This is a genomic window from Blautia acetigignens (genome assembly GCF_025566865.1).
In the GTDB taxonomy this organism is placed as follows: Bacteria; Bacillota; Clostridia; order Lachnospirales; family Lachnospiraceae; genus Blautia_A; species Blautia_A acetigignens.
Genome location: NZ_JAOQJM010000016.1, coordinates 1 through 26,923 on the forward strand (window position 1 = coordinate 1; position 26,923 = coordinate 26,923).

Consider the following 26,923-nt stretch of genomic DNA (forward strand, 5'->3'; position numbering starts at 1 on the left):
GATACCGCCCTTTGGGGCGAGCAGTAACAATGGCCTTTGGAGGGCCAAGGATAAACCACCAGTTGAACTGGTGGTTGCTAACTAGTGATAAATTGTGAAAGGAAAAGAATGAGAAAATTAGCACTTAGTGACGAAATATTGCTCAGTGTTGACAATCTCTTTTTTCATTGTTGCGGCTGTAACAGCCATTTCTTTTGATTCTTTTCTCATTCTTTTTTCCTTTCTGCCATCACTGGCTGAGCGTTTAATTGTCTTTCAATTATATATTGTCCGATTTTCGCTCAGAATCCGATCTTTTATGAAAATTTTTGATAAAATTTCAAATAAATGACATATTAATCCTGTAAGGTGGATGTCCATACAAAGGAATATATTTATAGAGTATTTATACATTTAATATGTAATATTTTTAAGAATGATTATTTAAGAAAGGTTTTTCCAAGAAAACAGATATCCCAAAAGCGACAAGCACCTCAACATTTTTTGACAGAAACAAAAAATATGACATATTAATATTGAAAAAAGAATCTTGTAAAAAAAGGAGGGACAGCAGACAATTTTCACCATTTCCACAAAAGCACACAATTTCTCTTGAATTTCTGAAATGACCTGTATTATAATAGGATAATTAACGGCATATACCACAGCCGGTACCGCAGTGACCAAATGCCGTTTTCGGGGTAAAAATAGGTTCAAAAATGAGCATTATTTTTCCCACTTATTCAGAAAAAAAGTCACTATCCAAATCTAAACAGAAGAAGTTCTGTATTTGGCAAATAGTGACAAATCGTGAAAGGAAAAGAATGAGAAAATTAGCACTTAGTGACGAAATATTACTCAGCGTTGACAAAGCAGCCCGTTATATCGGCGGGGAGGTCAACTCTGTGATGAAAAATTTAGACGGGATAGATATCCGTGTGGCGTTTTGTTTTCCGGATGTCTGTGATTAGCAGATTACGTCTACGCCCATTTCGCAATATATAGTGCTATCTCATGTTATCTTGTACATGATATTGTGTGTCATTTGATACCATTTAGTACTAGATAACACTCAATAACACACGGAACAAACAATTTTTTTGAACACCAAATGTGACAGTTTCAAGGTTGATTTTTGTCCCCTTCATTGATCTTTTGGTACTACTTAGTGATATTTGGTGTCATATAATTACGTTCTTTTCCTGCGCTGCTATCTAATGCCATTTAGTTCCGTTTGGTATTATTTCACAGATCAGATTTGCTAACCATATTCCACATACAGCATTTCTTTTATCTGTTTTTTGTTACTATTAGTATATATTGCTTATCTCAATCTGTCAATTCCCCCATTATAGATATTTCTAAAAACTCATTTGACTCATTAAGACATCTAACCTTTATGCTTTTTTACTATTGTTTGAACTGAAGAAACATTTGACGAAATTTTTGCCCTGTTGTATGATTGTTATATAAATATAACTTCTAATGTCAGGAGAAATTCATGAACGTAAAAGACAGTATTTCTGCAACAATGGATTCCATAGAAGGAAACGAATCGGGAGATCAATCTGCAAAAAATATATTCTCATACAAACCAATTATGGGAAATATCTTAAAGTACACAGTAGCAGAATACAAAGACTGCTCATTAGAGGAAATCATGGAATGTATTGAAGGAGATACCATCCAGACAGGAACTGCATTAGTGGAAGAGGATATGGCTCAAACCATACGTGGAGAAAGAACAGAAACCAATGCCACAGGTAAGCCACCGGCAACTTTTGATGTTTTATTCCGTTCGCTACTTCCAAATTCAAAAGAAAATATTCTGGTAAACCTTCATATTGACTTTGAATTTCAGAAAGAATATGATCTTGACTATCCAGTTATAAAAAGAGGCATATACTATGGATGCCGCAAGCTGTCCGCTCAGATTGATAAGATTGGCAAGAATGGAATTGCATATAAATACCTAGAGAAAGTATATAGCATTTGGATATGCCTTGAAGGTATACCAAAAAGACTACAGAATACTATATCTTATTACAAAATACAGAATTATAAGAACGAAGGTTTTCCAAAACCAGATATCAAGGTTAATACCGCCGAAGCAGACCTTCTAGAAATAATCATCGTAAGACTTGGCGGAGAAAAACAAGATCAAAAAGGACTCGTGGATTTTTTATATGGATTATTTTCTGGTAATCAGAAAAAAGTATTATCATATATCCCGGACTCTGATAAACCGGTCCGACAAAAGGAGTTGGCTGATATGTTAAGTATGATTTCCTATGCTGAAGAAAATGGCGAAAAAAAGGGTGAAAACCGTTTAGGGACGCTTATGAATATTCTTTTGAAGAACAAACGTTATTCAGATGCAGAGAAGGCCTCTGAGGATGAAGAGTATCGTGAGGAACTTTATAAAGAATATAAATTATAAGCATATTTAGAAATAAATATTATGCACAGCTCGGTTCTTGCAAAAAGGGTACATGAATTGAAAGAGACACAGAAAGGGGTTGAGTTTATGTGCTATGAAATGGAGAAAATTTATAGTGAGGGAATGGAAAGCGGCGAGAAATGCGGTGAACTGAAAAAAGCGAAAGAAATAGCCCTTTCCATGGCAGAAGAGGGCATGGATGTAAAAATGATTGCCCGTCTGGTTAAGGTGAACGAAAAAGAGGTCCAGAAATGGATTGATGAAAGTTTATGCGTAATGAAATAGTTTTAATTATAAAAAAATTTCTGTAAATAATATTCTTGTATGACAGTAAGGGTGACTAGCTTAAAATTTAGGCTTTTCACCCTTAGTTTATACAGAATAGTAGTTGAATAACATATCAAAATAATTCATACCGCAGAAAAATATTAGCAGGGTAAGAGGTGGCTGGGATGATTCTAGATAAAACTTGTAAAACATGTGAATTTAACTTTGAAGGAAAATGTGGAATTGAACACAAATATACTCCCAATAAAGAGTGTAAAAGCTGGGGGGCTTCTTTTGAATATTATAAAGAAATTACCCAAAAAGCACCTTGGTATCTAAAAGAGTCCTATGATAGATACAAATTAAATTATATGGAATTTCTCGATCTTTTGCAAAAAGATGAACAGGGAATTGGAGTTGAAATAAATATTTACGATGTTATTGAAAAGATTTATCAACTAACCTCGGAAGAATTGGCAGGGATATTAGATGTATCTATTGGTGTCCTTGGATATGCCAGAACACAAAAAACAATTCCCAAAAGGAAAAGACAATTTTCAACTAGATTACACATACCAGAAAGCTTTTTTGAAAGTTTTATGTCAACTCGGCTTGATGAACTAAAAAAGTGTAGAGAAGAATTTGAATCTTTTTACGGAGACGAATTAATAAAAAAATTCAAGCAAAATGGTCTTGATGCTATGGAAGCAAGAATGAAAAGATTAAGCGCTATTGATAAAATTCGAAATGAAAAGTATCGAGAAGAAAATCAAGAAAGATATCAATATAAGGAGAAATCAAAAATGTACCATGATTTAACAGATGACTATAAATCCAGAGATTATGTAATTGCTATAACCTTAAAAGATGGTGACTATTATGGTAACATATTTTATGAATATACATCTGGAGGATATGGTTTATCAGTATCTACAATGGAAGATATTTTACAATTTATTGAAGAACTAAATTGTGAAGAAATTAATGAATTAAATGAGGAAGGTCTTCTGAATAACAATATAGCATTAAGAGCAGACATAAATGGTTTGAATATTCACTTTGAATTAAAAAATGATAAAGGTGAAAAGCTCGAAAAAACAATATCCGAGGATGAACTACAAAAATATATTGTTGGGTATGAAATGATACGATGCGATGGGCATGGAATGAAAAAAGAACGTAGAAAGTGCAACTCTTGTGAAAACTTCACACCAATAGAAGGCTGCGCAAAGGGAAATTGCTCAGTTAGAGGTGATGTAGTTCAGCGGAGCAGGATTATATGTGCTCATGACTTTGTCCCTAAAACATCTAATCTATAATATCGAAGGCAAGAAATTAGACAAATAAATATATGTAAAAATCCACAATCTGATAGTTGGATTTTCAGAAATATTGAAATGATAAAATTCTTATACAAAAAAAATTATTGGAGTAATTGATATATAGATTTGATATAATAAAATATTGTGATTTTTCACGATTTTTGTCGTATATATATACAAGGTCCAAGTTACTTATAAAGTATTGGATATAGGTATAAATTTAATTTCTTAAATTACTGCATAGTAAAAAGGGAGGAATAGAATAGGGACTATGGATCCAGAAAATTTAATCAATAATAGAATTTTAAGCATTATAGACGATTTTTTTAACACAGTTAATGTTAGAGATCCTGTTATGCCTTCTTATTATATAGTGCAAAATATCGCAACTGAATATTTGATCTTGAATCCAAATATAAGTAATCCTGATTCTTCTTTTGTAAAGTCACTTAATGAATATAATGGTCTTATGGTTCCACCTGAAGAAATCAATGGTACTTTTATTGTTCTTATAAACCAAGACAGATTAATTCAAAATATACACAAAAACAATATGACTTGGGTTGGCACAATTATACATGAAACAACTCATGTGCAGGATTTTGTTCAGTATGCAAAGATAATTAATGCCAAAAAGTATACCGAAATCACACAGAACAATAAGCATAATATGTTTTCGCTTTGGACAGAGATTCACGCTAGATCAACCGGTTATTACTTTACCAGAAAATATTCCTTAGGAAAAAATAATGCTAATTGTGAAGAAATGCTTCCATACATAATAAACCAAGAACTGCCAGCTCAGTGGAATTATCTTCAAGAGCAATACGATAATGCAGTTACAGGATATCACCAAGCCTATTTTGTGGCACAATATATTGGAAGACTTTATACTTTGCAAAAATTATATCCCGAAACTCTAAATGATCAATGGATAAAAAAACATTTTGGCATAAATGAATGGATGACAAATTGGTTCCTTTTTTATAAGAAATATCCCGTATTGGAAAATGCAGCCCAACATTTTGACGAAATGAAAAATATACTTCAGCAAAATTTTTATGGATTATAACTTCACAAAATATATGCTCTTCTGATTTCTTTTGTTTGTTTTTCGAACATATTATTATTTTTTTGATATAGCGCTAATACGTGAAACAATAACGTACCATAACATGAAAGGAAAATATAATGAATCGTATTACAGAAATAACCAGACGTGACATATTAGATTTATTTCGAAATGGTTTAGTAATAGATGAATTCTTCGAAACAAAAACAATTATATATTATTATTGGGGACGACTTACTGAAGTTGACTTTCTCAAAAGGTTGTATGATCTCAAAAAGCTTCCTAGTAAGGACCTAAGATATAAGGATGCTGAAGGCGACATATGGCAACATACAGTAAACAATGAAGATTATCCCTTCTGTTGGGTTTTTGAAGATGAAAGATTCGAACTAATAAATGGCAGTGACGAAAAATATTTAAAATTTATCTGTGAAATATTTCATCCCGCAGTCAGAAATGATAAAGGATATTGGACTGAATATTTAGAAAAAATCAACGATTTATTACGAAATGACGGATATGAATTATATCCAGCACAAAAAATATCCAACCGGGATGTTTATGGCTGGAGAATATATCAAAATGAAAAAAATACTTTATTTATTCCATATTCCCAACGTCATTCTAAGGAAATAAAAGAAAAGCAGCTATCCTTATCCATCAGTAAAAAGGCTAGAAATCAAATTTATCAGTTTTTGGAGCATTATAATATGGGATATTATGCAACAACTGAAACTGGATTCAATTATCCCACAACGGTAGCAGCAGATGTATTTGAAGACATAAAACAATTTTATACCCCCAAATGCTATAACAATCAAAAAGAATATGTTGAAACTGATAATTTACAAAATTTTATTCTTTCCAGCTCACCGTTTTGTGTTTTTGATGCCATAGAATTCTTTAATAGACATAGTGAAGGAAATGAATTTGAGCCAAGTATTAATGCACTTTTGAAATTGAATGAAATTCCTTTTTCTTTATATAATGGGAAAATAAGCAGGGTATTTGATACCCGAATAGGAAGTAGTTCATTAATGAAAATTGAAGAAGCAGGACTAAAAGAATTATTGCAAGAAGCTACTAAATATTATGATGAAAATAACTTCCAAATTGCTGTAGAAAAACTTTGGGATGCATTTGAACGATTAAAAACATATTATTGTTCCTCCACAATGAATAAAAAAAATTCCGTAGAAAAGCTCATAAATGACATGAGTAATAATCAAAAAGCGTTTAAAGACTTATTTGATAAAGAATTTCATGAGCTTACAGAAATAGGTAATAGTTTCAGTATTCGTCATCATGAAACAACCCAAACAAATGTCCTTGATAAACGGCATTACAAATATTTTTATAATAGATGTATGTCCCTAATAGAAACAGCCATTCAATATTTAGAAGGATTAAATATGTAGTTGCCATAAATATCATTATCGAAAGGGCCCTGACAAACTGACAATCCATCCACATCGGCCTCTCCTCTGGACAGTATATTTTGCCCACGTACTAAGCAAGGAGATTGGACATAAAAAGGATGCCGTGGACTACAAGCTGATCAGCATCTGCCAAAAAAGGGATATTATAGTATCACAGGATTATGGAATAACACTGGCTCTGAGTAAAGGAGCTTACGCTATTCACCAATCTGGCAAATGGTATACAAATGAGAATATTGACCAGATGCTTATGGAACGTCACCTGAATAAAAAACTCCGAAGAAGCTCTCATAAAAATCATATAAAGGAACCAAAGAAACGTACACAGAAAGATGATGAGAGATTTGCACTGGCTTTTGAGAAAATGATTCTGACAGCAACGGAGAAAGAGGAAAATACACATGGGATTATTTAAGAAGAAATCCGTCAGAAAATCCTATGATAAAGAAAAAATGAGACCTGTGATCCAGGCAAGCATTTGCACCGGAGAACAGGTTGCGGGATTTAAGGATATTCAGACGGGCGAAATGGAAGAAATCATGTTGATCAAATGTCCACAGGATCTGGAATACTTCAAAAGTATATATGGAATAACAGGAGAAATTCCAAAAGAATATTGATGGTTTCCAAATTTACAAAAGATGGGAGAAAATTTTATGCAGGATGAAATCTTTATGAAAAAAGCAATTGAGCTGTCAAAACTGGCTGTAGAACATGGCAATGAACCATTTGGTGCAGTACTGGTGAAAGATGACCAGATTATATTCACCAATGAAAACCAGATTTACACCAGACATGATCCGACTTTTCATGGCGAAGCAGGCCTTATCCGGGAATTTTGCGCACAGACCGCCATTACAGACTTACATGAATGTACTCTCTATTCCAGCTGTGAACCCTGTTTTATGTGCAGTGGTGCCATGGTATGGGTAAAACTTGGACGACTGGTCTACGGAGCAAGCAATATCGATCTTGAAAATATCCTTGGAAATAAAGGCTGCAACTGTTCCAAAATGGTATTTGATAACTCATTCTGGCACCCGCAAGTTACAGAAGGCGTTCTGAGAGAAGAAGCACTGAATGTTCTGAAAGAATACTTTGGTACTCATAAGAAAGGCTGATATACATCTAATTTGTAGAAAAATACCCACCTTTGTAACTACCAACCTAAAACACTCGATGATATAAGTATAAGCAACTAAACCTGTACAGGGAGAATGATATTATGACAAAATCTGAAGCATGGGATTATGCAATCGGAATGCTCAAAGTTGACGGATTAACGCCCACTAAAGATTTTCAGGAATATATTGAAAAAGAAAAACGGGATGAAATTACCGTGGATGATATCAAAAAATTTCTCGATAAAAAATATAAAATGTCGGAAACTACCACTTGATTGCGTACAATATTTTGACAATTGCTACAATAAAACATAAGCATTTCTTAACTGTCAGATTGTCAGTCGAGGTAGGCTTCTTTACTTTGACTGACAATCTTGCAATTAAAATAGGAGAGCATAAATAAATAATTGTAAAACACCGTCTTAGATAATACACTTGTTCATTTTTATCAATTATTAAATATGCTCCAGTTTCTCCTGCTGCCTATAATACTCATCTATATACGCCATCAAAGCCCGCTCAATAGCCAGGGTTTTAGTCTGACCAGAATCCTCGCAATATTGAGTTAATCGATCGTATACATTTTTTTCTATTCTCAGCGACAATGGATAGTTGTCTTTTTTCGGTCTAGGCATTTGAATCATCCTTTCTCTTCGTAGTCAGCTTTGCGTTCTTCAATATACTTTTTCAATTCTACATGAAAACGGATTCTGGCTTTGAATTCTACACAATTGTAATATTTCTTCAAGCGTTCAATATCAACAGATTGTTTTAACCTTTCGAACTTTAATGGGTCAACTTCACCGGAAGTATATTCTCTATATAGGTCAAAAAGCCTATCTGGGTTGAGCCCAACCTGGTCTGCATAATTTTTGATCTTTTCACGTTGGATCCGTTCCATATATTCCTGGATGTAATCCATGAATTTTTTTCCTTTTTCGACAATCAGAATTCCATTCTCAATATCTGATAATACTATTTTTGCGTATCTTTGCTGTATTTCAGTTAACATACCGAGATTCTTTTTGATTTCCTTAATAGCAGCAGACTTTAGTTCATCATAGTCATCAGAATCTTCCACGTCTTCCATTGTTATGATTCTAAATTGTGCCTCCAGGTATTCTGCATCAATTTTTTCCATTTCCATTGTTGAGATATTGGTGTTCAAATTAAAGCCTGGTTTTTGGGTCCGTTTTCCACCACCACCTTGATTGGAAGGAAGATCGTTGTATCGCATAGTCAAAATCTTGTATGTCTTTTCATCAAAATCCAGTTTTTTTCCATGTGAATTTGTCCATTTTAATCCCTGGAGCATAGCTGCCCGCATAGTGGTTTTCATGTCGTAAAATTCTCTCCGAAATTTCTGTCTGTTTTCATCCTTTTTCGGAAGACATTCAAAATTTTCTATTTTATCCTGAGAAAAAACATACGTAATATTTTCAAAGATATGATTCAGTTTATCGATATTTTTCTCTAAATCATTTACCGCAACATCCGCATAATCTCCCTCGCAATAGAGTTTTAGTGCCTCTTGCAAATTCCGTTTCATGCTATAAGGCTTCCTGAAAAACTTAACCATTCCCCATGGTTTTTCATTATTATCTAAAACTCTATTTGTTCGCGATATTGCCTGAATCAGTGCATCATCTTTCAGTTCCCGATCCAGATATAATATATTTACATACTGCGAATCAAAGCCTGTAAGCAATTGTTTTACTACTATTACAATATCAATACACTTACTGTGATCATTTCCAATATGTTCATATGGCTTTTTATGGGCAAGACGACTTGTTAAATCTTCCTTAAAGCCAGAATGATCCGGATCCGTTTTACGATTATAGCTGGTGCCATATTGTTCATTATAAGCATCTACAATTTTTATCAGCGCTTTTTCATGTTCTAATGTTCTTTCTTTATTTGTATTGACATTTGGATTAAATAATGCTGTTACATTTAATGTCGGAGCTGTTTTCCGAAATCTTTCCCAATAGTAAATTGCTTCATCAATACCTTCTGTGGCTAAAATCCCATGAAAAAGAGTTCCATATTCTCCATACGCAATCGTGACAAAATTATTCACTATATATTTGACAACTGCATTATGATGCCGATGCTCTGGATCATTATATGTATTTGAAGGAATATAGTCTTCAATCCCTTTAATTATCTTGCCATTTTTGTCTTTCTTGGGATTTCCCTTTTCATCATATTCTGTTGCCATAGGCGTATTTTTTGTAAGCTTTCGATATAGCCGCCATGCTTCTGATCCTACCACAATTTCATTTTTATTATTTGCATGGCATTCAGATAATGCAACTTTTTCTTTTAATTCATCATCTGAAAAAGTTTTTACAGCCTCCGGCCAGAAACCAAGTACATTTTTATCCCTGATTCCGGTAGCGAGAGAGTAGATTGCAAGACACGGGCCAAATACAGTTTCTGTTATAAGTTCGCCAGGTTTCATATTTTCCGTAAAAATTGGGGTTCCAGTAAATCCAAAAAACAACGCATTATAAAAAGTTTTCTTTACACTGTCATGCATAGTTCCAAACTGAGAACGATGTGCCTCATCAATAATAAAAACGATGCGCTTTTCTTTTATTTTCTCCAACATATCCTTTTTGATTTTTTCAGCCTCATCGTTTATCCGGGAGATTTTCTGCATGGAAGTCACAATCATCGTTTCATCAGATCTTGAACTCTTTAATTTATAGAACAGGTCATTTGTTGTTTTGGTTTCGCAGACATTTTCTCCTGATCTGGAAAATGAATTATATTCTTTGGTAGACTGCGTATCAAGTACCTTTCGATCTACCACAAAAACAACTTTATCCGCATAGCCCATATCTATAATTAGCTGCCCCGCTTTAAAAGAGGTCATTGTCTTGCCACCACCAGTGGTACACCAGATAAAACCTCCAAGTTGGCTATTATCTCCCCATTTTTGCTCTGAAGCTCTTTTTACGAGAGCTCTGATTGCAATATATTGATAACTGCGACATATTTTCAAAGTGTCTTTTAAAGTGTCAGCGACACAGTAATAACCAATTAATTTGTGTGCTTCCGGAATAGATAGAATATGAGTACTGCCAGATATCAATTCTTTCCAATTCTTTATAATCTTATTATTTCGGTCACCCCATCGAAAGAAAAAGGAAGAATTGAATTTATCTACATCTCCAGGATTGGCAAAAAATAATGCATCCTCCGGTGAAATAGCCCAGAACACCTGTACAAGCCCCATAAATCCACGAAAAATCCCTTCCTGGTAATACTTCCGTATCTGAATAGTGGCTTCTGAAATATCAACACCTGAAGCTTTCAGTTCAATATGAATGACCGGCATACCATTGATCAAAAGTGTGATATCTCCTCGTCGATCATTATATATGTCTGCAGTGTCAAACTGTGTTTGTTCTGCAATCTGGTACCTGGACGTTCCTCCGGCTATTTCGGTGGAAGAGAAGAGGTCCAGAAAGACCTCTTTCCCTGCATGCTGTCGATCTGGAGAATCAGAGTCACGTTTAATCCCTACTGCGGGTCCATTAATAAAATGATTGGCCTTTACAGGGGTATTTGCCTGTGACCTCATAACATCTAAAAGATAGTCCATTTCAGAATCTGATAACGGTATATCATTCAGTGTATCTCTGTTTCGTTTAAAAATAATATTTCTCCAGTTATCAATCAGTTCCGGAACTGTTTTGTTTTTGAGGACTTCCTGCCATCCAGCATGACGCAATTCATCTACGAAATCTGCCTCAAAATTCAATTCTCCATGAGAACCGGTATATGGTAATGGCATATGAAACTCCTTCCTATGCAAACATTTTTATCAGAAATGCTTTTTTTGCATCTTGTAATTTTTTTATCTTACATTGATGAAGCGTAATAAGGTGGTCGAGGTTAGAAAAATATTCTCCCACCTTTGTTTGTTCTTCAATATTTGGCAGGCAAATTGGTGTTTCTGACAATTGCGTAATTGTGTAGTGAGCAATCGTTCCAACATGCGAAATACTACCCAAATATGTTCTGAATGTTGGTGAAAAGAAATACTCATACAGAAAATATGGATGAAATCTACCTTGGTTTTTTATCCAGAGCAAATCTGCATCTTTTGTATAAAGTGGTTCATTATCTGGAACAATATAAGGGTTTCCTACAGAACCACCACCCGTAATAAGTACATCGCCTTTTTCTAATTTTCCTGATACACTTGAAAGTTTTTCATACAATTCTTCGGAGATATATGCCTTTTCATTCACAGTTCCATTTATTGCTGCCATAACGTCACTTGATCTGAAAAACGGAACACCTGAGCCAGTCCATTCATCTCTATGAACACGTGATGCTGATTTAAGTTCTGTAATTTCCCCTAACTTACGCTGTTCCCAATCATTAGTAAATCCCTTAAAGCGAATTTCAGGAACTTTACTGCTATTTTGAGGAAACATTTTGACCAGCATGGATCTTTTGGCATTTACAAGTCTTTCATACTTACGCTGGTGAAGAGTGATTAGATTTTCTATGCATTGAAATAAACTAGCAATTTTTTTCTGTTCTTCAATTGAGCAGGGAGATTCTATTAAGATATCTCTTAATTCCTTGTTTTCAAGATGCCGCACCGTACTTCCTACTACCTTTGAAAGTAAATCCTTTCTGTGAAAGTTAAGTGCTACAGAAACGTAATTAAAATTATAATCTTTTTTGTTTTTTATCTTGAGAATATTAATATCAAATCCGAGAATCACATTATTTACAGATAATGCAGAGGCCCGACCTAATCCATCTGGTGTTGTATCACATCTTGGTATTAATATATCGCCTTTTTCGCTTAATTTACATTCATCACTTATCGTATTACTTTTAGAAAAAATACTGTTAATGAACATTCCATACTCTGTAAATAATTGTCCATATAAAATGCATGGATATTTTCCGTTATCACTTATATCATCTTTACTTAATCCCTTGCCCTTTTCAAAGTCACAAATTTCCGATAACTTATGCTGTTCCCACTCATCAGCAAATCCTTTAAATCCTATTTCTGGCCGCATTCTGGTTTCTCCTTTGGATTAACGTCAAATTCTGTTTTCAGCATTTTGATTGCGTCCATATCTTTTGTACTGCCCACAAGGCCTGAAAGCATGTCATGAAACTGCTTTTCTGTATTTTCCAGATCAGAGGATAATTCAGACAGGGGATTGGCATACTTTTCTTTCAACGCAACAATATCTGCTGCAAAACCAGTAATAACGCTTTCTGCAGTTTTATTAATATTTAAAATAATCGGATCGATCCATTTCATAACAAGAAGATTAAAGACTTCTTCATCTGACAGGGCGTGGATCTTGTCCTCAGCTTTTTGCTTCATCTCCAGATCAAGTTCTTTTATACGCTTGCGGCAGGCCTTTTCGCTGTCAACAGCCTTTACAATGGCTTTGAAATTCTGGATAGTTGTTTCCGGATATTCTGCTTTCTTAATCGCAGCTTTTATTTTCTTAATATCGAAATCTGTATTGTCATCGCCTTCTTTTGATAATTCGGCAACAATGTCTTCATCGAAATCTTCCCAGAGCTCTGTGTATTTAGATACATAACCATCTGCATCAGCTGATAATGTTCTGATTTTTGAAAAGTCTTCTTTAAAATAGGTGTCTTTTATCAGTTCCAATGGGAAGACTTTTCCTTTCATTCCAATCTGTTCTTCAACAAACTTCTTTGTTTTAGAATCCTTTTTCATGATGATCCAAGGCTCTGTTTCCGTGCAGATCTGTTTCCCTTCAGAGCTGATCCTGGAAAGATCCCCTTCAATATCGTCCCAGCAATCAGCAAACGACTGATATACGCTGTATTTATCAATAAGCTTATACTTTTCGTCTCCAAACGTCACAAACAGCTGCTTTTTGATTGTTTCCATCACGTTTTGAGCTGGAGACTGGCAGAGTATTTCCTCAATCAAATAAGACTTGAATTCTGCGGATACTCCCTTAAATTCTTTTGTAAAATCAACAACAGCAGGGTAATTGACAATAACCTTTCTAAGATTATCACCTGTTATATCATAATACGTATCATTCTCTATAAACAGTTTTTCTCTCAATCCAGGAAATTTTTCCCAGAACTCTTTAAACTGTTCAACTTCAGATTTGCAGATTTGTCCGGTCATGACTGAAAAGAGGTCATATGGAGTCTCTTCCTTTTTTGCAGAAATATACCGTGAAATATTAAGGTTATAGTCATTTTTCTTGATTTCCTCTTTAGTAACCAGTCTGGAAAAATCCGGAATGCTTTTACGATCCTGCACGGCGTCAAAAATCTTCTGTATATCCATCTGTCTCAAAACATTCTGTTTCTTTACTTTTACAAAACTCTGGGATGCATCAACAAACAGAATATCACTTTCTTTTCTCTCTTTTGAAAGAACAGCAACAATGACTGAAATTGGGGTGGAAAAGAACATCTGACTTGGAAATCCAATGATCGTCTCAATATTATGGTTTTCAATCAATTTCTTTCGGATTTCTTCCTCGCTGCCGCCTCTGAAAAGAACACCGTGAGGAAGTACGATTGCCATAACACCGTCATTCTTTAAATGATAAAGGCAATGCAGTAAAAATGCATAATCTGCCTTGGTATCAGGTGCAAGACCGTATTTTACAAAACGCGGATCTGTTTTATAGGAACCTGAAGTCCAGTGAGCAGAATAGGGCGGATTCGAAACTACTACATCTACAGGAAGCGGTTTTCTTCCTCCATTCTCCTCCAAATACGGCCAGTCATCCTCCAGAGTATTCGCGCAGTTTATACAGATATTCTGTACCGGTACGTCCTGCATAAATAGGTTCATTTTCGCTAAGTTTGCCGTCTCAGTGATCAATTCCTGACCATAGTAATGGATAAAATTTCTATCAATATATTTTCCGACTTCCCGGCCAATGTTGAGCAGCAATCCTCCAGAACCAACGGTAGGATCATACGCCGTTATTTCTGTACGCCCTTTCATTCGCTCTGCAACAATCTTAGCCATTAGACTGGTTAGCTCATGCGGTGTGTAAAATGCACCGTCTTTTTTTGCTTCTGATGAGAACTGCTGGATCAGATATTCATAAATATAGCCCAGCACATCATACTCACGACTTGTTGGTGGGATAAGAGCAACGAGTTCTACAATGTCACGAACAGCTTTATCACGTGATCCGGCATTATCACCAAGTTTGGATAAACCAGTCTGTAATGCAGAAAATATTTTATTAAAAACATTGCTATAGATTGGTTTTAAGTTTGTATAGAATCTGTCCAGCGCTTCGGAAACATCTTTTGCCCCGAGCTTTACACCAAGCCCTTTCCAGTATTCAAACATATCTTTATAGGCAATAAAATATCCCTTATCATCTTTAAGCGTTGTCTGCAAATTTTCATCGGCATTTTTCAAATCTTCAAAAGAGCCTCCCATGTCTAAAAGATGATCCATTTCTTTGTCACACAAATATTTATAGAACATAAATCCAAGAATATAATCTTTATATTCACTGGCTTTGATGTTTTTTCTCAGTACATTCGCTGTGGCCCATATTCTGGTTGCCAATTCCTGTTTTGTCATGTGTTCCTCCTAGATATAAAATGATATTAACCGAATATTTTTCTATTGAATAATTTCATTATACACTTTATTGCAATGAAAATTCAATACAAAACAATACATTTTAAATTTATTAATCTTATTTTAATATTTTATTGTGATAATGATATGTTTTATTCGTATATAGTATAAAGAAAGTTTTTATGATGGGGAATGTCTAACAAAATACCAAAAAGAAAGAAGGAATCCTATGGAAAAAAATGACATAATTTCCGATTTAAGCGGAGTTGTAGCTGGCACTATAGTTGAAGCTAGTATATCCACGGTTGCACCGGGAATAGGAGGCATTCTTGGTGGTGCTGTAGCTGGAAATCTTGTGGAAAAAGTATTTGATTACGTTGGAAAAGAAATAAAACAGCGCTTCTTATCCAAACGTGAAGAATCTCGAATTACCAACGTCATGGATTTCGCAAAGAAAAAAATCGATAAAAACCTTCAAAATAATAAAAAACTTCGTAATGATAATTTTTTTAAAAATATTGATGAATATTCATCAGCAGAAGAAATTTTAGAGGGTACATTGCTAGTAGCACAAAAAGAATATGAAGAAAGGAAACTTCAATACATTGCTAATTTATATGCTAATATTGCCTTTGATGACTCTATCAGCTGTGAAATGGCAGATAAACTATTAAAAATATCTTCTGAATTAACATATCGACAATTAATAATTCTTAGCGTAATCGGTTTCGCTCAAACTAGCGGTGTTCATAGAAAATCTGAAACTTATACCAACGTTTCAGGATTGAATAACGTAACGATAGCTTCTGAAATCTTTGATTTATACAGAAAATCATTAGTATTTTCAGATCAAGCCATTTTGGATGCAGCTGGAATTAATCCTTCACAACTTAAACTAGGTGGATACGGTGCATTGCTATATAATTTAATGGAATTACCAAAATTTCCTTTTGTGGACAGATGCGCAATTGATGTGCTTAACTTTCTAGGAATATTAATGCCCACCAAATGAAATACAATAGTAGCCAAGAATACGCCTTTTTGATATTATATATGATATCAAGAAGGCATATTCATTTTATGCAACTGTTCTTAGATTGTTCCTGGGTGAAAAATAAACAATCACTCAAAGGACCTAATATACCACATAGAGAGTTTTTCCATAATATTGAATTCTAAAAAAGAATCTTTATATACAAAGTTTAATTTGTAAAAAAATATAATATTGGAGAATGTAAAAGATGAAAAAGCATATCCTTAATCCATATAAAGTAAACTGGAAAATGTATGGTTTAATTGGTGGAATATCCGTACTTGTAATGATTTTTGCAGTCAGTTGGAATAATGATACTAATAGTTCTATTTCTGACGTAATTAAAAATTTGGCATTTGGATGTGTAGCATCTACACTTGTCGCTCTACTTATTGAAATTGGAAATACGAAAGAAAAAAATGAAAAAGCAAATAGTATATATAATGCAGTATTTTTTGAATTACAATATCGAATACTAGATTATGTAAAAACATGGTCACGTTTGTGCTGTGTAGCATTTAAAAGCAAAAACTATCGGGAAGAAAAGCACACTTGGGTTGAATGGTATGAAATTACCAAAAGTGAATTTGGGAAGTGTGATGAAAATCGACAAAGAGAATTAATAAAATTTTTTATTGAACAATTGCTAAATGGTGTAAACGAAGTTGAGAAAGAGATTAAAAGAATAGATACTCAGAAATATTTACTTAATATAAATAATATATACGATAAAAATCTTGAAAATATACTTTTAGATTATAAATTCGAATTTTATGCTGCTGAATTAACTTTAGAAGAACCATATGATAAAGAGCATTTTTGGAATTCATTTGACGCTATAAAGCAGGATTTGATAAATTATATAGATAACTGGATAGATATTAGTTATTACAACTATTACAAATTCAAGCCATATAATTTTAATGATGACAAGACTGAGATAGTAAATGCAATAATTATCAGTCAGCAAAATGCTAAAAATTTTCAAAATAGAACTTATGCAAGGAAATAATTGGTATGTACAACAGATATTATATTGATCTTGACATGACAAGCGGATGGTTGAAAGTATGCCAGAAATAATTCATAAAAATCCAGAAGTAAAAAAGATTATCGAAAAATTGAAAATTGGTGAATTAACACTAAATTCTGTCCCGGAGGAACTATATAGAAATATAGATATTCTTAGAGCCGAAAGAAAGCTTGGATTAAGAAAAAGCGGGCACAGAGGTTTTGATGTAATCCGCCAGGAATTTTTTGTGGAAGAGGAATGGTTTTATTTAGATGATCCCGATGAACCTTATTCCAGGAAACATAAAGAAATATTTCCAGACTTTGAAAAATACTACCAATACCTCGATGGGGATATCTATGAAGAAGCCTGTTATTACCAATATAAGTTTCCAGATAAAGCAATACACGAATTCCATCTTGATACCAATAAACTGTATGCCAGGAATTCATTTATCTCTGATACGATAAATGAATTCCTGCCAGGATTATCACCGGAGGACAGGAAGGTATACCAGCATATTGAAAAAACGGTGAAAAAACAATACCAGAACTGGCTGGACAAATTCAATGCCTGTGGCACTTATGAAGAACTGAAAAAAGTGTGCGGAAATTATGAAAAGTCTGCATTTTCTGAAAAGAAGCCCTTGCATTTTTTTCTGTTCCAGTATGCTTATCATGATCCGGCCGATAAAAGACGTATGGATATTCTTATGGAATACCTTTCCAAAGATTACTACTGCGGTGGCGATGCTGTACAGGGATTATGCCTGATTTATGATCCGGAAGAAGTTGTCCAAAAATTTAATTACAGCCAGCAATCAAAAGTAACAAATTCAAGAAGGAAAAAGGAAGTAAGGGATTTCGCAAATGACTGGGTTAATCATAATGTGGTGACAGAAACAAGAGGATATTTTGATTCCCTAACGCACCTTTATTGCGATGAAACATCCGTCTACCAATACACAAACAGCAGAGGGCGTAAAGTATTATACCGCCTTGAAAGCTGCTGTGTAAAAGTCTGCCGCATTTTTACTACCTTTGATGATTTTGTCTGCTCCAGAAACGGGGATTTAAGGAACTGCGACCTGTCCGGGGTTATTGATCTGGAAATAGATACTTCCAGGTACCAGACGGACAGTGCAACAAAGCTTCCAGTCACTGCCAGTACAGATATTCTTTACAGTGTCAGCAAATCCTACTGGAAAGATAAATTTATAGTGAATCAGCAGTGGAAGAACAGTGACGGGCAAACGATAGCCAGACAGTCTCATAAATTTGAGTATTTCTTTGACTTTGTATCCTTCCTGAAAGGGGATTTGTCCGGATCAACTCTGGTTCTCTGTGGAGGCCTGAAATATCTGAATAACACAAACGGACTGGAACTTAAGGACACCAGTCTGACCAGCTCCATATGTGAAAAATTTGGAATCCCATATGAGAAATATACTTATAATCAAAAGTTCATCCAGGAATTCCCTCCAACAGAGAAGAATGAAGAAGAAACGGCAGTGATCTTGCAGGAATCAAGGGAGCTTGCTTCTTCTGATATGTCCAGAAGTTACAACCGAATCAGCTATATCACAGACCTGCACTTATTGCACCGGATTCAAAATGCCGGATGTCGTTCCAGGGAAGACGTAGTTTTCGCCTTGCAGAAAATTGTAGATACTATTGTGCAGGAATCCTGCGGCATCACGCTTATAGGCGGCGATGTGTCTTCAAATTTTTCCCTGTTTGATCTGTTCGTAAAACTGCTTGCTCATTCAGCTTATGGGAGTCAGACATTCCTGTTCGTGCTCGGCAACCACGAGTTTTGGGAATTCCCGGATCTTTCCGTAGAACATATTACGGATAAATACCGGAAATTATTGGAAGAACATGGTATGTACCTGTTGCAAAATGACCTGTTTTATAAAAATGAATTCGATGACATGGGTATTATTCCGTATGCAGAACTGGAACAAATGACAAATGCGGAACTTACTGAGAGACTCCGCTGTTCCAGGCTTGTGGTATTTGGCGGAACAGGCTTTTCCGGTTGTAACGTGGAATTCAATGCAAATAACGGGATATATTGGAATACCGTAGACAGAGAAACCGAAATTCAGGAAAGTAAGAAATTTGATAACTTATACCAGAAACTTCTTCCTGTACTTGATCAGAAAAATACGGTAATATTTACCCATACTCCGCAGAAAGACTGGAGTTCCAATCCAAAATCTCATGCCAAATTTGTGTACGTCAGTGGGCACACACACCGGAATGTATTTTATGATGATGGTGAAGAACGAATCTATGCGGATAATCAGATCGGATACCATAATAACAATCCTCGTCTGAAAAATTTCCTGATGGACTGGGAATATGATTACTTTTCAGATTACGGGGATGGTATTTATGAAATCAGCACTCAAGCCTATCAAGATTTCATGCGGGGAACTAATATCAACATGGACTTCAGCCGCAAACTCTATATTCTTTATATGCTGAAGAAAAATGGTTATTACTGTTTCATACATAAGAGCAGGCATGGACTGTTAGCCATACTACATGGAGGAGCATTGAAAAGACTGGAACATAAAGACATCCAGTATTATTATGATTATATGGATCAAATGATTGCAACGATTAAGACCCCTATGGACAAATATACTGCCTTTCAGGAAAAAATTGCTGGTGCCATTAAAAAAATCGGAGGAGATGGACGCATTCACGGATGCATCATTGACATTAATTTCTTCAATCATGCGTACGTTAATCCAATTGATTTGACAGTCACGGGATACTGGGCATCAGACATATTCCAGAAAGTCATATATCCAGACATCCCTTCCCTGTTAAAAGGACAGTGCCCGCAACTTTATGCCAATTATCAGAAACTAATTGAAGTGAAACGTACAAACCCACTGATGCCAAAACAAAAACAAACGGAATTAGCTCTGCTGCCACAGTTGTACCTTGATACAGACATCTACAAGGCCTCAAGGGAAATCAGCAAAATGCAGAGACTGGGCTCCAGGATACTGACAATCTGGAATGAAATCTTGTTAAAAAAATGAGAATATTGTTATGAAAAGAGAACCTATCAGGAATAGATCAGTGTTAAATTGCCGGAATGTATTTGTAACTAAACATTCCGGCAATTAACATTGATCTATAATTATTTTTCCTCATTTTCTGGCGGAACATACTCCAACAAATCCTCTATCTTACAATCCAGCGCACAGCACAATCTAGCCAAAACAGCAGTATCCAGCCGTGTCACCGTTCCTTTACAAAACTGGTTGAGTTGGGTCCTTTGCATTTCGGCGCGGTGAGCCAATTTGTTCTTACTGATGTTTTGCTTTTCTATCATTTCATCCAGTTTGATCCGGATAGTTCCATAATCACGATCTTCCATATACCATTACCCTCAACTATAATATTATTCAGAGATTGTAAGTATAGGATAACTAATATATAATTGAATTATAAGTTGTAGAATATATACTGTAGTTACTTACACATATTTATCCCGATGGGAGGGAATTTTGATTATGGGAGAAAATTTATTAGAAGAATTGACCTTGGAGCAAAGGCAAAAATTACTGACATTGCCGGCAGAATTGAAACATTTCACTCAGACTCAATGGGCTGCAATATATGGGATCGAGCCTATGACACAAACACTTTTCGACAGTATTCAGTTGGAACGCTTGAAAGCAGGAGAGGAACTGGAATCTGCTGCCCTGGATACATTTCTGAAATATCCAGAGTTTGCCCTTAATTACAGCAGTCGGCTCGAAAATGCCTTAAGCACTTCAAATACTATCTCTTCTGACGATACAGAAGAAAATTTTAAGAAATTGTATGAAAAAATGCGACATTCTATATATGAGGAATTTCAATATGATATAGACGCATAAGCTAAGAGAGATCAGGAATATTAAAATTCTGACTTTCTTGTAAACAATTATGTCACCTACGACATTATCTCAATTAAAAAAACTGGGAACCCTCTTATCATCACGTTTTAGGATATACCTAGATAATAAAAGAGTTCCCTATATTATGATTTATCTATAATTACTCATTCAGCCCTTCAAAGAAATCATTGAACTCACATTCAAAGATTTCCTTCATGGCCACCAGTTCGCTTACTTTAATATTCATCCGATTTGTTTCCAGCTTCGCATAGGTACTTTTGGATATCTGGATCCCCATGAGATTCATTTTGGCAATCACCTGATCCTGTGTAAGCTTTCGGCTATACCGTATTTTCTGTATGTTCCCGCCAATGTTCATATCCGGTCTGAGTTTCTGCATGATATTCCCCACCTTCATCAATAATTCGTTATTAAGAAACTTTTGTATTGATAATATCCGAGAAACTTCATATAATGTTTCGTGATAAAGAAATATTTCATGTAAAAAAATCACAAAGGAGAAAATGAATCAATGCAAAAACAAACCAAAACCCCCGTCTTCCAAAACAGTGACGGCACCTGGGGACACCTTACCAAAACCGTAAATCCGCTTATCTGCACCATTGAATATGGCAGCAGTACCGGATTTTCCTCAAAAGAAGAAGCCGAAAAAAGTTATCAGAAATCCATGGATTCCTACCAGGATCTTCTTTCCATGCTGAAGAAGACCCGCAATGTTCCTTTTACCTTTTCAGAATACCTGGATTACTGGATCAAAGAAATCCAGGCTCCGGCATCCAATGGAAGCAGTACGCTTGCCCGGGACCAATGGGTGGCAGATCTGATCATTCAGCCGCACCTGCATAAGGATATGCTTTTAAGCTGCATTACCCCCAATTATATTAACCAGATTCTGGAATCCTGCCAGGAATACTGCAGCAATGGCGGCTATTATGCATACAAGCTCCTGCATAAGGTCTTAAAATCAGCCCATGAAAATGCTTATATCCCTTCCGTTGATTTTCAAGAGATCAAACGCTATCCAGAACCAACAAGAAAAGCAGTTTTTTATTCCACTGACCAGTTCCGTAAATTTCTTGCAGAGGCGTCCAAATCCAGCTGCTATCTTGAGATCCAGCTTGCTCTTTTCTGCGGACTCACAAGCGCAGAGATTCTTGGTCTTAAATATACGGATTTTAATAAAACAACGCAGCTTCTGACCATAGAACGTATCTATACAGCCAATCATACAGAAAAAGGCTATCAGATAAAAAAATTATCTGGTAGCAGGCAGAACCGTATCTTAAAGATCCCTTCTTTTATTTTCCATGAACTTTCCAAACGTAAAAAAGAAAATAAACTGATTCTTGCAAATCAACCATCTGCTTTTAAACAATTTATCTGTCTTGGGTTAGCCGCAAAAATCAAATCCAGTGTTACCTTTAATTATTCCTTAAAGCGCATATCCAGCGCAGCCAGTCTTCCTGTTGTCCGAATGGGAGACCTCCGCTATATGTTTGCACAGTTCCTTGTAAATCAGGATTTTTCCATGGAAGCGATATCCGCTATTCTCGGACATACGAAACTGAGTACCACACTAAACTTCTGCAGTATGTTCCCCAATGAAGATTTAAAGATCGGCACAGTTATTGGCGATTCCCTGGATCCATTTTTAGGAACCAGGATGCCAGGATGCAAAGGAGCGTACTTATGAGCAGAAAAAAAGCCTATCCGATTCCTGATGTAAGCAAAACATTCTTTTATGGCAATGTCGTTTCCGGAAGATCTATGGGGGATGTGGTATATTTAAAATCCAGAAAAAACTATAGTTTCCGTCTTTTCCTTATTTTTGAGTCAGGTGATACAAAAATAGTACAACGCAGCGGCTATCCCGACAGACAGCTGACCCGGCAGAAAAGGGACGAAACACTCATGCAGATCTCCAAAGGAACCTTTGTTCCATTTTCTTATTCTGTCAAAGAATTTTATGATTACTGGCTGTATTACCATATGATCCAGGAAAAGCATATCACTTACAATACTTTTACCATGTACCGCAATCTCATAAGGAAGTATATCAATCCTTTCATCGGTACTAAATGGCTGAACAAACTGAAAAGGAAAGACCTAGTAAAAGCTTTGCATAAAATCTCTTCAAAAGATCAACAGCGGACTGCCATTGGTATGATCACCGGTTCTTTACGCTATGCCAAAAGCCGCAATTACCTTCCATACAACATATACGATGGACTTTCTGCTGAATTAAGACGAAAAAATGCTTCTACAGTTACCAAGAAGAGTAACTCACCAGTCTACACTGTTGAACAGATCACCCGGCTTTTGTGCCTCTGCCGGGAAAAGGAGCCTCAGCTGTATCTTCCCATGCTCCTGGCTGCCACCGCCGGATTACGGATATCAGAAATTATCGCCCTGCGGTATGAGGACATTGATTTCCTTAATAAAAAAATTTCCGTGGAACGGCAGCTGGGAAGAAGCATATATCCCAACGAACAGTCTTCGAACAGACCTATCCTTTCGCAGGAACTTAAACTGAAAACCAAAAGAAGCAGACGGACTGTAGAACTGGCTGATTTTGTCCTGGAAGAGATTCTGTTTGAGCGGCAGCGCTATGAAAAACACAGAACCGAAGATCCATCTTTTCTGGATCTTGGATACCTCTGCTGCCGGGAAAATGGACAGTGTTATCACCGGCGCTTTTATGCGAAAGCCTATAACCGGCTGACCGAACAGTGTGATTTTCCAAGGCTTCCCTGGAGAAAGTTCCGTAACAGTTATGCAACCATCCTGGCAGGATATAAAATTAATATGAAAACGATCTCTGAATGTCTTGGACATTACAGTCCGGATTTTACCAGCAAAGTCTATGTAGTAACAAAAAATCTGAGCGCATACGATATCTCTGAAGCAATAGAAGAGTATGTTTCTGCCAATCACCTTCTTCCGGAAGATTACGACCCCAAAATACTTTTTCTTCCGGATGACTCTATCTATAAAAAATGGTTCTTTATTAAATAGGCACTTCCTTTGAAACAAATTATTCTCATGAGACGCATAATGTAGCTATTGCATTGTGCGCCTTTTCTTTTATCCCATGAACAGTTAATTCCAGTCAGATTGTCCTTTTATCAAGTTTTAAATGTTTTCTTACAAAAACAGACCATATTTACCAAAATCATACATATTATAATTAGGAACATATATTTTTTGCAGAACAAAACGACCATTTTCAGACATATTTATGATGAAGACAACACATTTTCCTGCCTGGGCAGCCTGCCGCAGATCACCCTTAAACATTTTGTCTTATATAATTTTTCAGGAGGATTTTATGAACCGAACAGAAGACGTATTTTTATCACATGAACATTTATGGAGCTATCGCACCAGAACAGTAGACCCTAATGCGCTAACAATCCGTTCCGTTACCCATAACGGCATTTTGCAGCGCAGTACGGCTGAAACACTTTGCGAAGAAGCAGCACGTATTTCTACAAAGGAACTTGTGGAATTGAAAAATGCCAACCATTGCCCTTTTACTTTCAACGAATACCTGAGCTATTATTTTTATAAAATATACCTTGCATATAATTGCAGCGAAAATGCAATTATAAAGAACCGCTGGATCATCCGCAACCTAATCGATCCCAACATTACAACAGATCCGCTTCTTCACAACATCGATACCAAATATCTCAAAGATCTGATCAATGCCTGCAAAGCCTATTGTGAAGGTACCGAATATGCCGTAGCCAAACTGCTGCAGCTTTTTTCAGATGATATATGGAAACACGGAGAAGTCAGCTGCAATCCCGCACCTTCACCTGCCGCTTATAAAAAGCCCCAAACAACCGTATTACTCTATACTAGCGAACAGCTTAAAATTTTTCTGAATGCGGTATACAGTAGTTCCTGCCCTCACCGTCTGGAATTCCTTCTTGCCTTGTTCTGCGGCCTGCATACAGGAGAGATCCTTGGCCTTACCTATAAAGACTTCACTCCCTGTACCCGTGTGCTGGAAATCCATCACCAATATATCAAAAACAAGCAGCCATCCCCAGATGCTTCCAGCTACATTTATAAGCAGTTGGATATGGAAAGGATCCGGGATTTTCAAGTCCCTGATTTTATTGGTGAAGAACTCGTCCGCCGCCAGCAGGAAAATAATGTGTTTTTTTCCTCGAATCCGAATAAAAAGAAAGAAACTTCTTTCTCAATCAGCAGCCATGGAACCATAAAGACCAAAGAAGCTCTTAATGCAAAGCTAAAATCCATTACCAGAGAGAATGGGCTCCCGTCCATCACAATGAGTGACCTTAGTAATATGTTCGTATGGTTCCTGATTCAAAAAAACTGTTCCCTCGAAAAAATACGTTATTTAACCGGCGGTGTCCAGATCGGTCCTTTTTTAGTCGATGGAACTCACGGAAAGGAGAATTAGCAAATGGCTCAGGCTACAAAAACAAATGTGAAATACAAGAATGCTTTTTTCTACGGCGAAATGCAGTCTGCAAACCTCCCGTCAAATCCAACTTACATCAAAGGCCGTGGACGGTATTGTTACCGCATAAAATGTACTTTTGAATCCGGAAAGGTTCTGACCGTGCAGACAAAATATCACCAAACAAAAGAAGAAGCACTGTCCATGTACCCGTTTTATAAACAGCAGGCGGAAGAGAAGCGGATTCCCGTCTTCAAATGTACCGTAAAAGAATTTCAGTCCTTCTGGCGTCATGCCCTTGATTATAACAAAAGTTATCATAGCCTTATCAAAAAATACATTATTCCCGTCCTGGGCGATAAACGCATAAATGATGTAACCACAGACGAACTGATAAAGATCCTGAAAGAGACCGAGATCCCTGATACCCAAAACTTTCCGATGGAAAAATATTCTATGTTGTGTGATGCAGTATCCAGTTTCTTTCGGAATGCCATGGAATTATACTGTGCAGGACAGGACAATGGTACGGCTGCTGCCAATGCCATAAGATCCCATGGGCTGAGAATTTGGGACGGTAGTGTTTCTTACGATACTTCCGAAGCTTATTCTTTCCAGCAGCTTTTGCAGCTACTGAAGATTTCCAAATGGAATGCCCCAACGCTTTATCTTCCCATGCTCCTGTCCGCCACTGCCGGCCTGCAGATTGCAGAGATTGTCCGGATTCATTTTGATGATATCGACCTTGATAATCATTGCCTTGATCTGCCGAGGACTCACAAAGACTACAACGGTCCCCGTTCCAATATCGTATTGTCCAGGGAAAATACCAAAACGGTATACCTGCCAGATATTATAATGAACGAGATCAAAAATCAGGAAAAGCGTCTAAAAGCACTACAAGAACAGGATGCGAAATTTAATCCATTCCGGTATCTGATCTGGAGCCAGAACGGGAGACAACAGCAGGAGAATTTTATCAAAAAACCTTATGAACGTATCCTGTCCAAATGCTCCTTTCCTGCATTTCCATGGAGAAGCTTTCTAAAGATACGTTTAACAGACAAAGAGATAGACAAATTAGAAGATTCTTTAGGGTATGAGACTTCCATGAACTCTGGTGCCTGCGAGATTCCCATTGATAAGCACGATCTTATGGATCTTGCAGGAACAACATACTTTTGAAAATATCGGCATAGTCAGCTTACCCGGCTATGCCGTATTTTATTACCAGCAAAGATCATCCGTCCCCGATGCAGGCAG

At 36.1% G+C, this 26,923-nt stretch carries 24 protein-coding genes; 18 read left to right on the top strand and 6 right to left on the bottom strand.

The window, feature by feature from the left end; all coding sequences use genetic code 11:
• Positions 1–803: 803 nt before the first annotated feature.
• From OCV70_RS15440 to OCV70_RS15485, 10 genes are all read left to right on the top strand, one after another.
• Positions 804–950 carry a hypothetical protein gene (locus OCV70_RS15440; protein WP_262579866.1) on the top strand — a complete coding sequence of 49 codons (147 nt, stop codon included), beginning with the start codon at positions 804–806 and terminating at the stop codon, positions 948–950.
• Between the two features lie 530 nt (positions 951–1,480).
• On the top strand, positions 1,481–2,419 hold the full coding sequence (locus OCV70_RS15445) for a hypothetical protein (RefSeq protein ID WP_262579853.1): 939 nt from the start codon (positions 1,481–1,483) through the stop codon (positions 2,417–2,419).
• A 57-nt stretch (positions 2,420–2,476) separates the two neighbouring features.
• Positions 2,477–2,704, top strand: a complete 228-nt coding sequence (locus OCV70_RS15450; protein ID WP_262579854.1) for a hypothetical protein — start codon at positions 2,477–2,479, stop codon at positions 2,702–2,704.
• Positions 2,705–2,871: 167 nt separating this feature from the next.
• Positions 2,872–4,005 carry a hypothetical protein gene (locus OCV70_RS15455; RefSeq protein ID WP_173768346.1) on the top strand — a complete coding sequence of 378 codons (1,134 nt, stop codon included), beginning with the start codon at positions 2,872–2,874 and terminating at the stop codon, positions 4,003–4,005.
• A 274-nt stretch (positions 4,006–4,279) separates the two neighbouring features.
• Complete coding sequence (locus OCV70_RS15460) at positions 4,280–5,080, top strand: hypothetical protein (protein ID WP_173768348.1); 801 nt, start codon at positions 4,280–4,282, stop codon at positions 5,078–5,080.
• A gap of 119 nt (positions 5,081–5,199) precedes the next feature.
• The gene (locus OCV70_RS15465; RefSeq protein WP_173768350.1) at positions 5,200–6,498 is read left to right on the top strand and encodes an AbiJ-related protein; all 1,299 of its coding nucleotides are present in this window, start codon (positions 5,200–5,202) and stop codon (positions 6,496–6,498) included.
• A gap of 43 nt (positions 6,499–6,541) precedes the next feature.
• On the top strand, positions 6,542–6,934 hold the full coding sequence (locus OCV70_RS15470) for a DUF188 domain-containing protein (protein ID WP_470256356.1): 393 nt from the start codon (positions 6,542–6,544) through the stop codon (positions 6,932–6,934).
• Entirely contained in the window at positions 6,921–7,139 is a 219-nt protein-coding gene (locus OCV70_RS15475; protein ID WP_173768352.1) for an aspartate dehydrogenase, read from the top strand. Before OCV70_RS15470 ends, OCV70_RS15475 begins: the two co-directional genes overlap by 14 nt.
• Positions 7,140–7,175: 36 nt before the next feature.
• Positions 7,176–7,640 (top strand): nucleoside deaminase, encoded by a 465-nt coding sequence (locus tag OCV70_RS15480; RefSeq protein WP_173768354.1) that lies wholly within the window; start codon positions 7,176–7,178, stop codon positions 7,638–7,640.
• Between the two features lie 104 nt (positions 7,641–7,744).
• Entirely contained in the window at positions 7,745–7,918 is a 174-nt protein-coding gene (locus OCV70_RS15485) for a hypothetical protein (RefSeq protein ID WP_173768356.1), read from the top strand.
• Positions 7,919–8,098: 180 nt separating this feature from the next.
• Here the strand turns inward: OCV70_RS15485 and OCV70_RS15490 are convergent, their stop codons facing one another.
• From OCV70_RS15490 to OCV70_RS15505, 4 genes are read right to left on the bottom strand one after another with little or no spacing between them, the layout of a single operon-like run.
• Positions 8,099–8,278 carry a ribbon-helix-helix protein, CopG family gene (locus tag OCV70_RS15490; RefSeq protein ID WP_173768358.1) on the bottom strand — a complete coding sequence of 60 codons (180 nt, stop codon included), beginning with the start codon at positions 8,276–8,278 and terminating at the stop codon, positions 8,099–8,101.
• 5 nt (positions 8,279–8,283) lie between these two features.
• Positions 8,284–11,451, bottom strand: a complete 3,168-nt coding sequence (locus tag OCV70_RS15495; RefSeq protein ID WP_173768360.1) for an HsdR family type I site-specific deoxyribonuclease — start codon at positions 11,449–11,451, stop codon at positions 8,284–8,286.
• 13 nt (positions 11,452–11,464) lie between these two features.
• The gene (locus OCV70_RS15500) at positions 11,465–12,703 is read right to left on the bottom strand and encodes a restriction endonuclease subunit S (protein WP_173768362.1); all 1,239 of its coding nucleotides are present in this window, start codon (positions 12,701–12,703) and stop codon (positions 11,465–11,467) included.
• A complete protein-coding gene (locus tag OCV70_RS15505) occupies positions 12,688–15,249 on the bottom strand; it encodes a type I restriction-modification system subunit M (RefSeq protein ID WP_173768364.1) in 2,562 nt (853 codons plus the stop codon). Before OCV70_RS15505 ends, OCV70_RS15500 begins: the two co-directional genes overlap by 16 nt.
• A 229-nt stretch (positions 15,250–15,478) precedes the next feature.
• Here OCV70_RS15505 and OCV70_RS15510 point away from each other — a divergent pair, with 229 nt between their 5' ends.
• The 3 genes from OCV70_RS15510 to OCV70_RS15520 all read left to right on the top strand — a co-directional run bounded on the left by OCV70_RS15510 (position 15,479) and on the right by OCV70_RS15520 (position 20,355).
• A complete protein-coding gene (locus OCV70_RS15510; protein ID WP_173768366.1) occupies positions 15,479–16,261 on the top strand; it encodes a hypothetical protein in 783 nt (260 codons plus the stop codon).
• A gap of 229 nt (positions 16,262–16,490) precedes the next feature.
• Positions 16,491–17,294, top strand: coding sequence for a hypothetical protein (locus OCV70_RS15515; protein WP_173768368.1), 804 nt, complete (start codon positions 16,491–16,493; stop codon positions 17,292–17,294).
• Between the two features lie 58 nt (positions 17,295–17,352).
• A complete protein-coding gene (locus OCV70_RS15520; protein ID WP_173768369.1) occupies positions 17,353–20,355 on the top strand; it encodes a metallophosphoesterase in 3,003 nt (1,000 codons plus the stop codon).
• A gap of 101 nt (positions 20,356–20,456) precedes the next feature.
• On the opposite strand, the gene OCV70_RS15525 is transcribed toward OCV70_RS15520, so the two are convergent.
• On the bottom strand, positions 20,457–20,696 hold the full coding sequence (locus OCV70_RS15525) for a helix-turn-helix domain-containing protein (protein ID WP_187566306.1): 240 nt from the start codon (positions 20,694–20,696) through the stop codon (positions 20,457–20,459).
• A gap of 136 nt (positions 20,697–20,832) precedes the next feature.
• On the opposite strand from OCV70_RS15525, the gene OCV70_RS15530 reads away from it, so the two are divergent.
• Positions 20,833–21,201 carry a hypothetical protein gene (locus tag OCV70_RS15530; RefSeq protein WP_262579855.1) on the top strand — a complete coding sequence of 123 codons (369 nt, stop codon included), beginning with the start codon at positions 20,833–20,835 and terminating at the stop codon, positions 21,199–21,201.
• Between the two features lie 160 nt (positions 21,202–21,361).
• On the opposite strand, the gene OCV70_RS15535 is transcribed toward OCV70_RS15530, so the two are convergent.
• Positions 21,362–21,601, bottom strand: a complete 240-nt coding sequence (locus OCV70_RS15535; protein ID WP_173767819.1) for a helix-turn-helix domain-containing protein — start codon at positions 21,599–21,601, stop codon at positions 21,362–21,364.
• 132 nt (positions 21,602–21,733) lie between these two features.
• On the opposite strand from OCV70_RS15535, the gene OCV70_RS15540 reads away from it, so the two are divergent.
• The 4 genes from OCV70_RS15540 (at position 21,734) to OCV70_RS15555 (ending at position 26,845) form a co-directional block, all read left to right on the top strand.
• Entirely contained in the window at positions 21,734–22,915 is a 1,182-nt protein-coding gene (locus tag OCV70_RS15540) for a tyrosine-type recombinase/integrase (protein WP_173767817.1), read from the top strand.
• Positions 22,912–24,237: a site-specific integrase gene (locus tag OCV70_RS15545; protein ID WP_173767815.1), complete on the top strand. Its 1,326-nt coding sequence runs from the start codon at positions 22,912–22,914 to the stop codon at positions 24,235–24,237. The genes OCV70_RS15540 and OCV70_RS15545 overlap by 4 nt, the downstream gene beginning before the upstream one ends.
• 313 nt (positions 24,238–24,550) lie before the next feature.
• On the top strand, positions 24,551–25,660 hold the full coding sequence (locus OCV70_RS15550; RefSeq protein WP_173767813.1) for a site-specific integrase: 1,110 nt from the start codon (positions 24,551–24,553) through the stop codon (positions 25,658–25,660).
• A 3-nt stretch (positions 25,661–25,663) separates the two neighbouring features.
• Positions 25,664–26,845, top strand: coding sequence for a site-specific integrase (locus OCV70_RS15555; RefSeq protein WP_173767811.1), 1,182 nt, complete (start codon positions 25,664–25,666; stop codon positions 26,843–26,845).
• Positions 26,846–26,923: the final 78 nt, after the last annotated feature.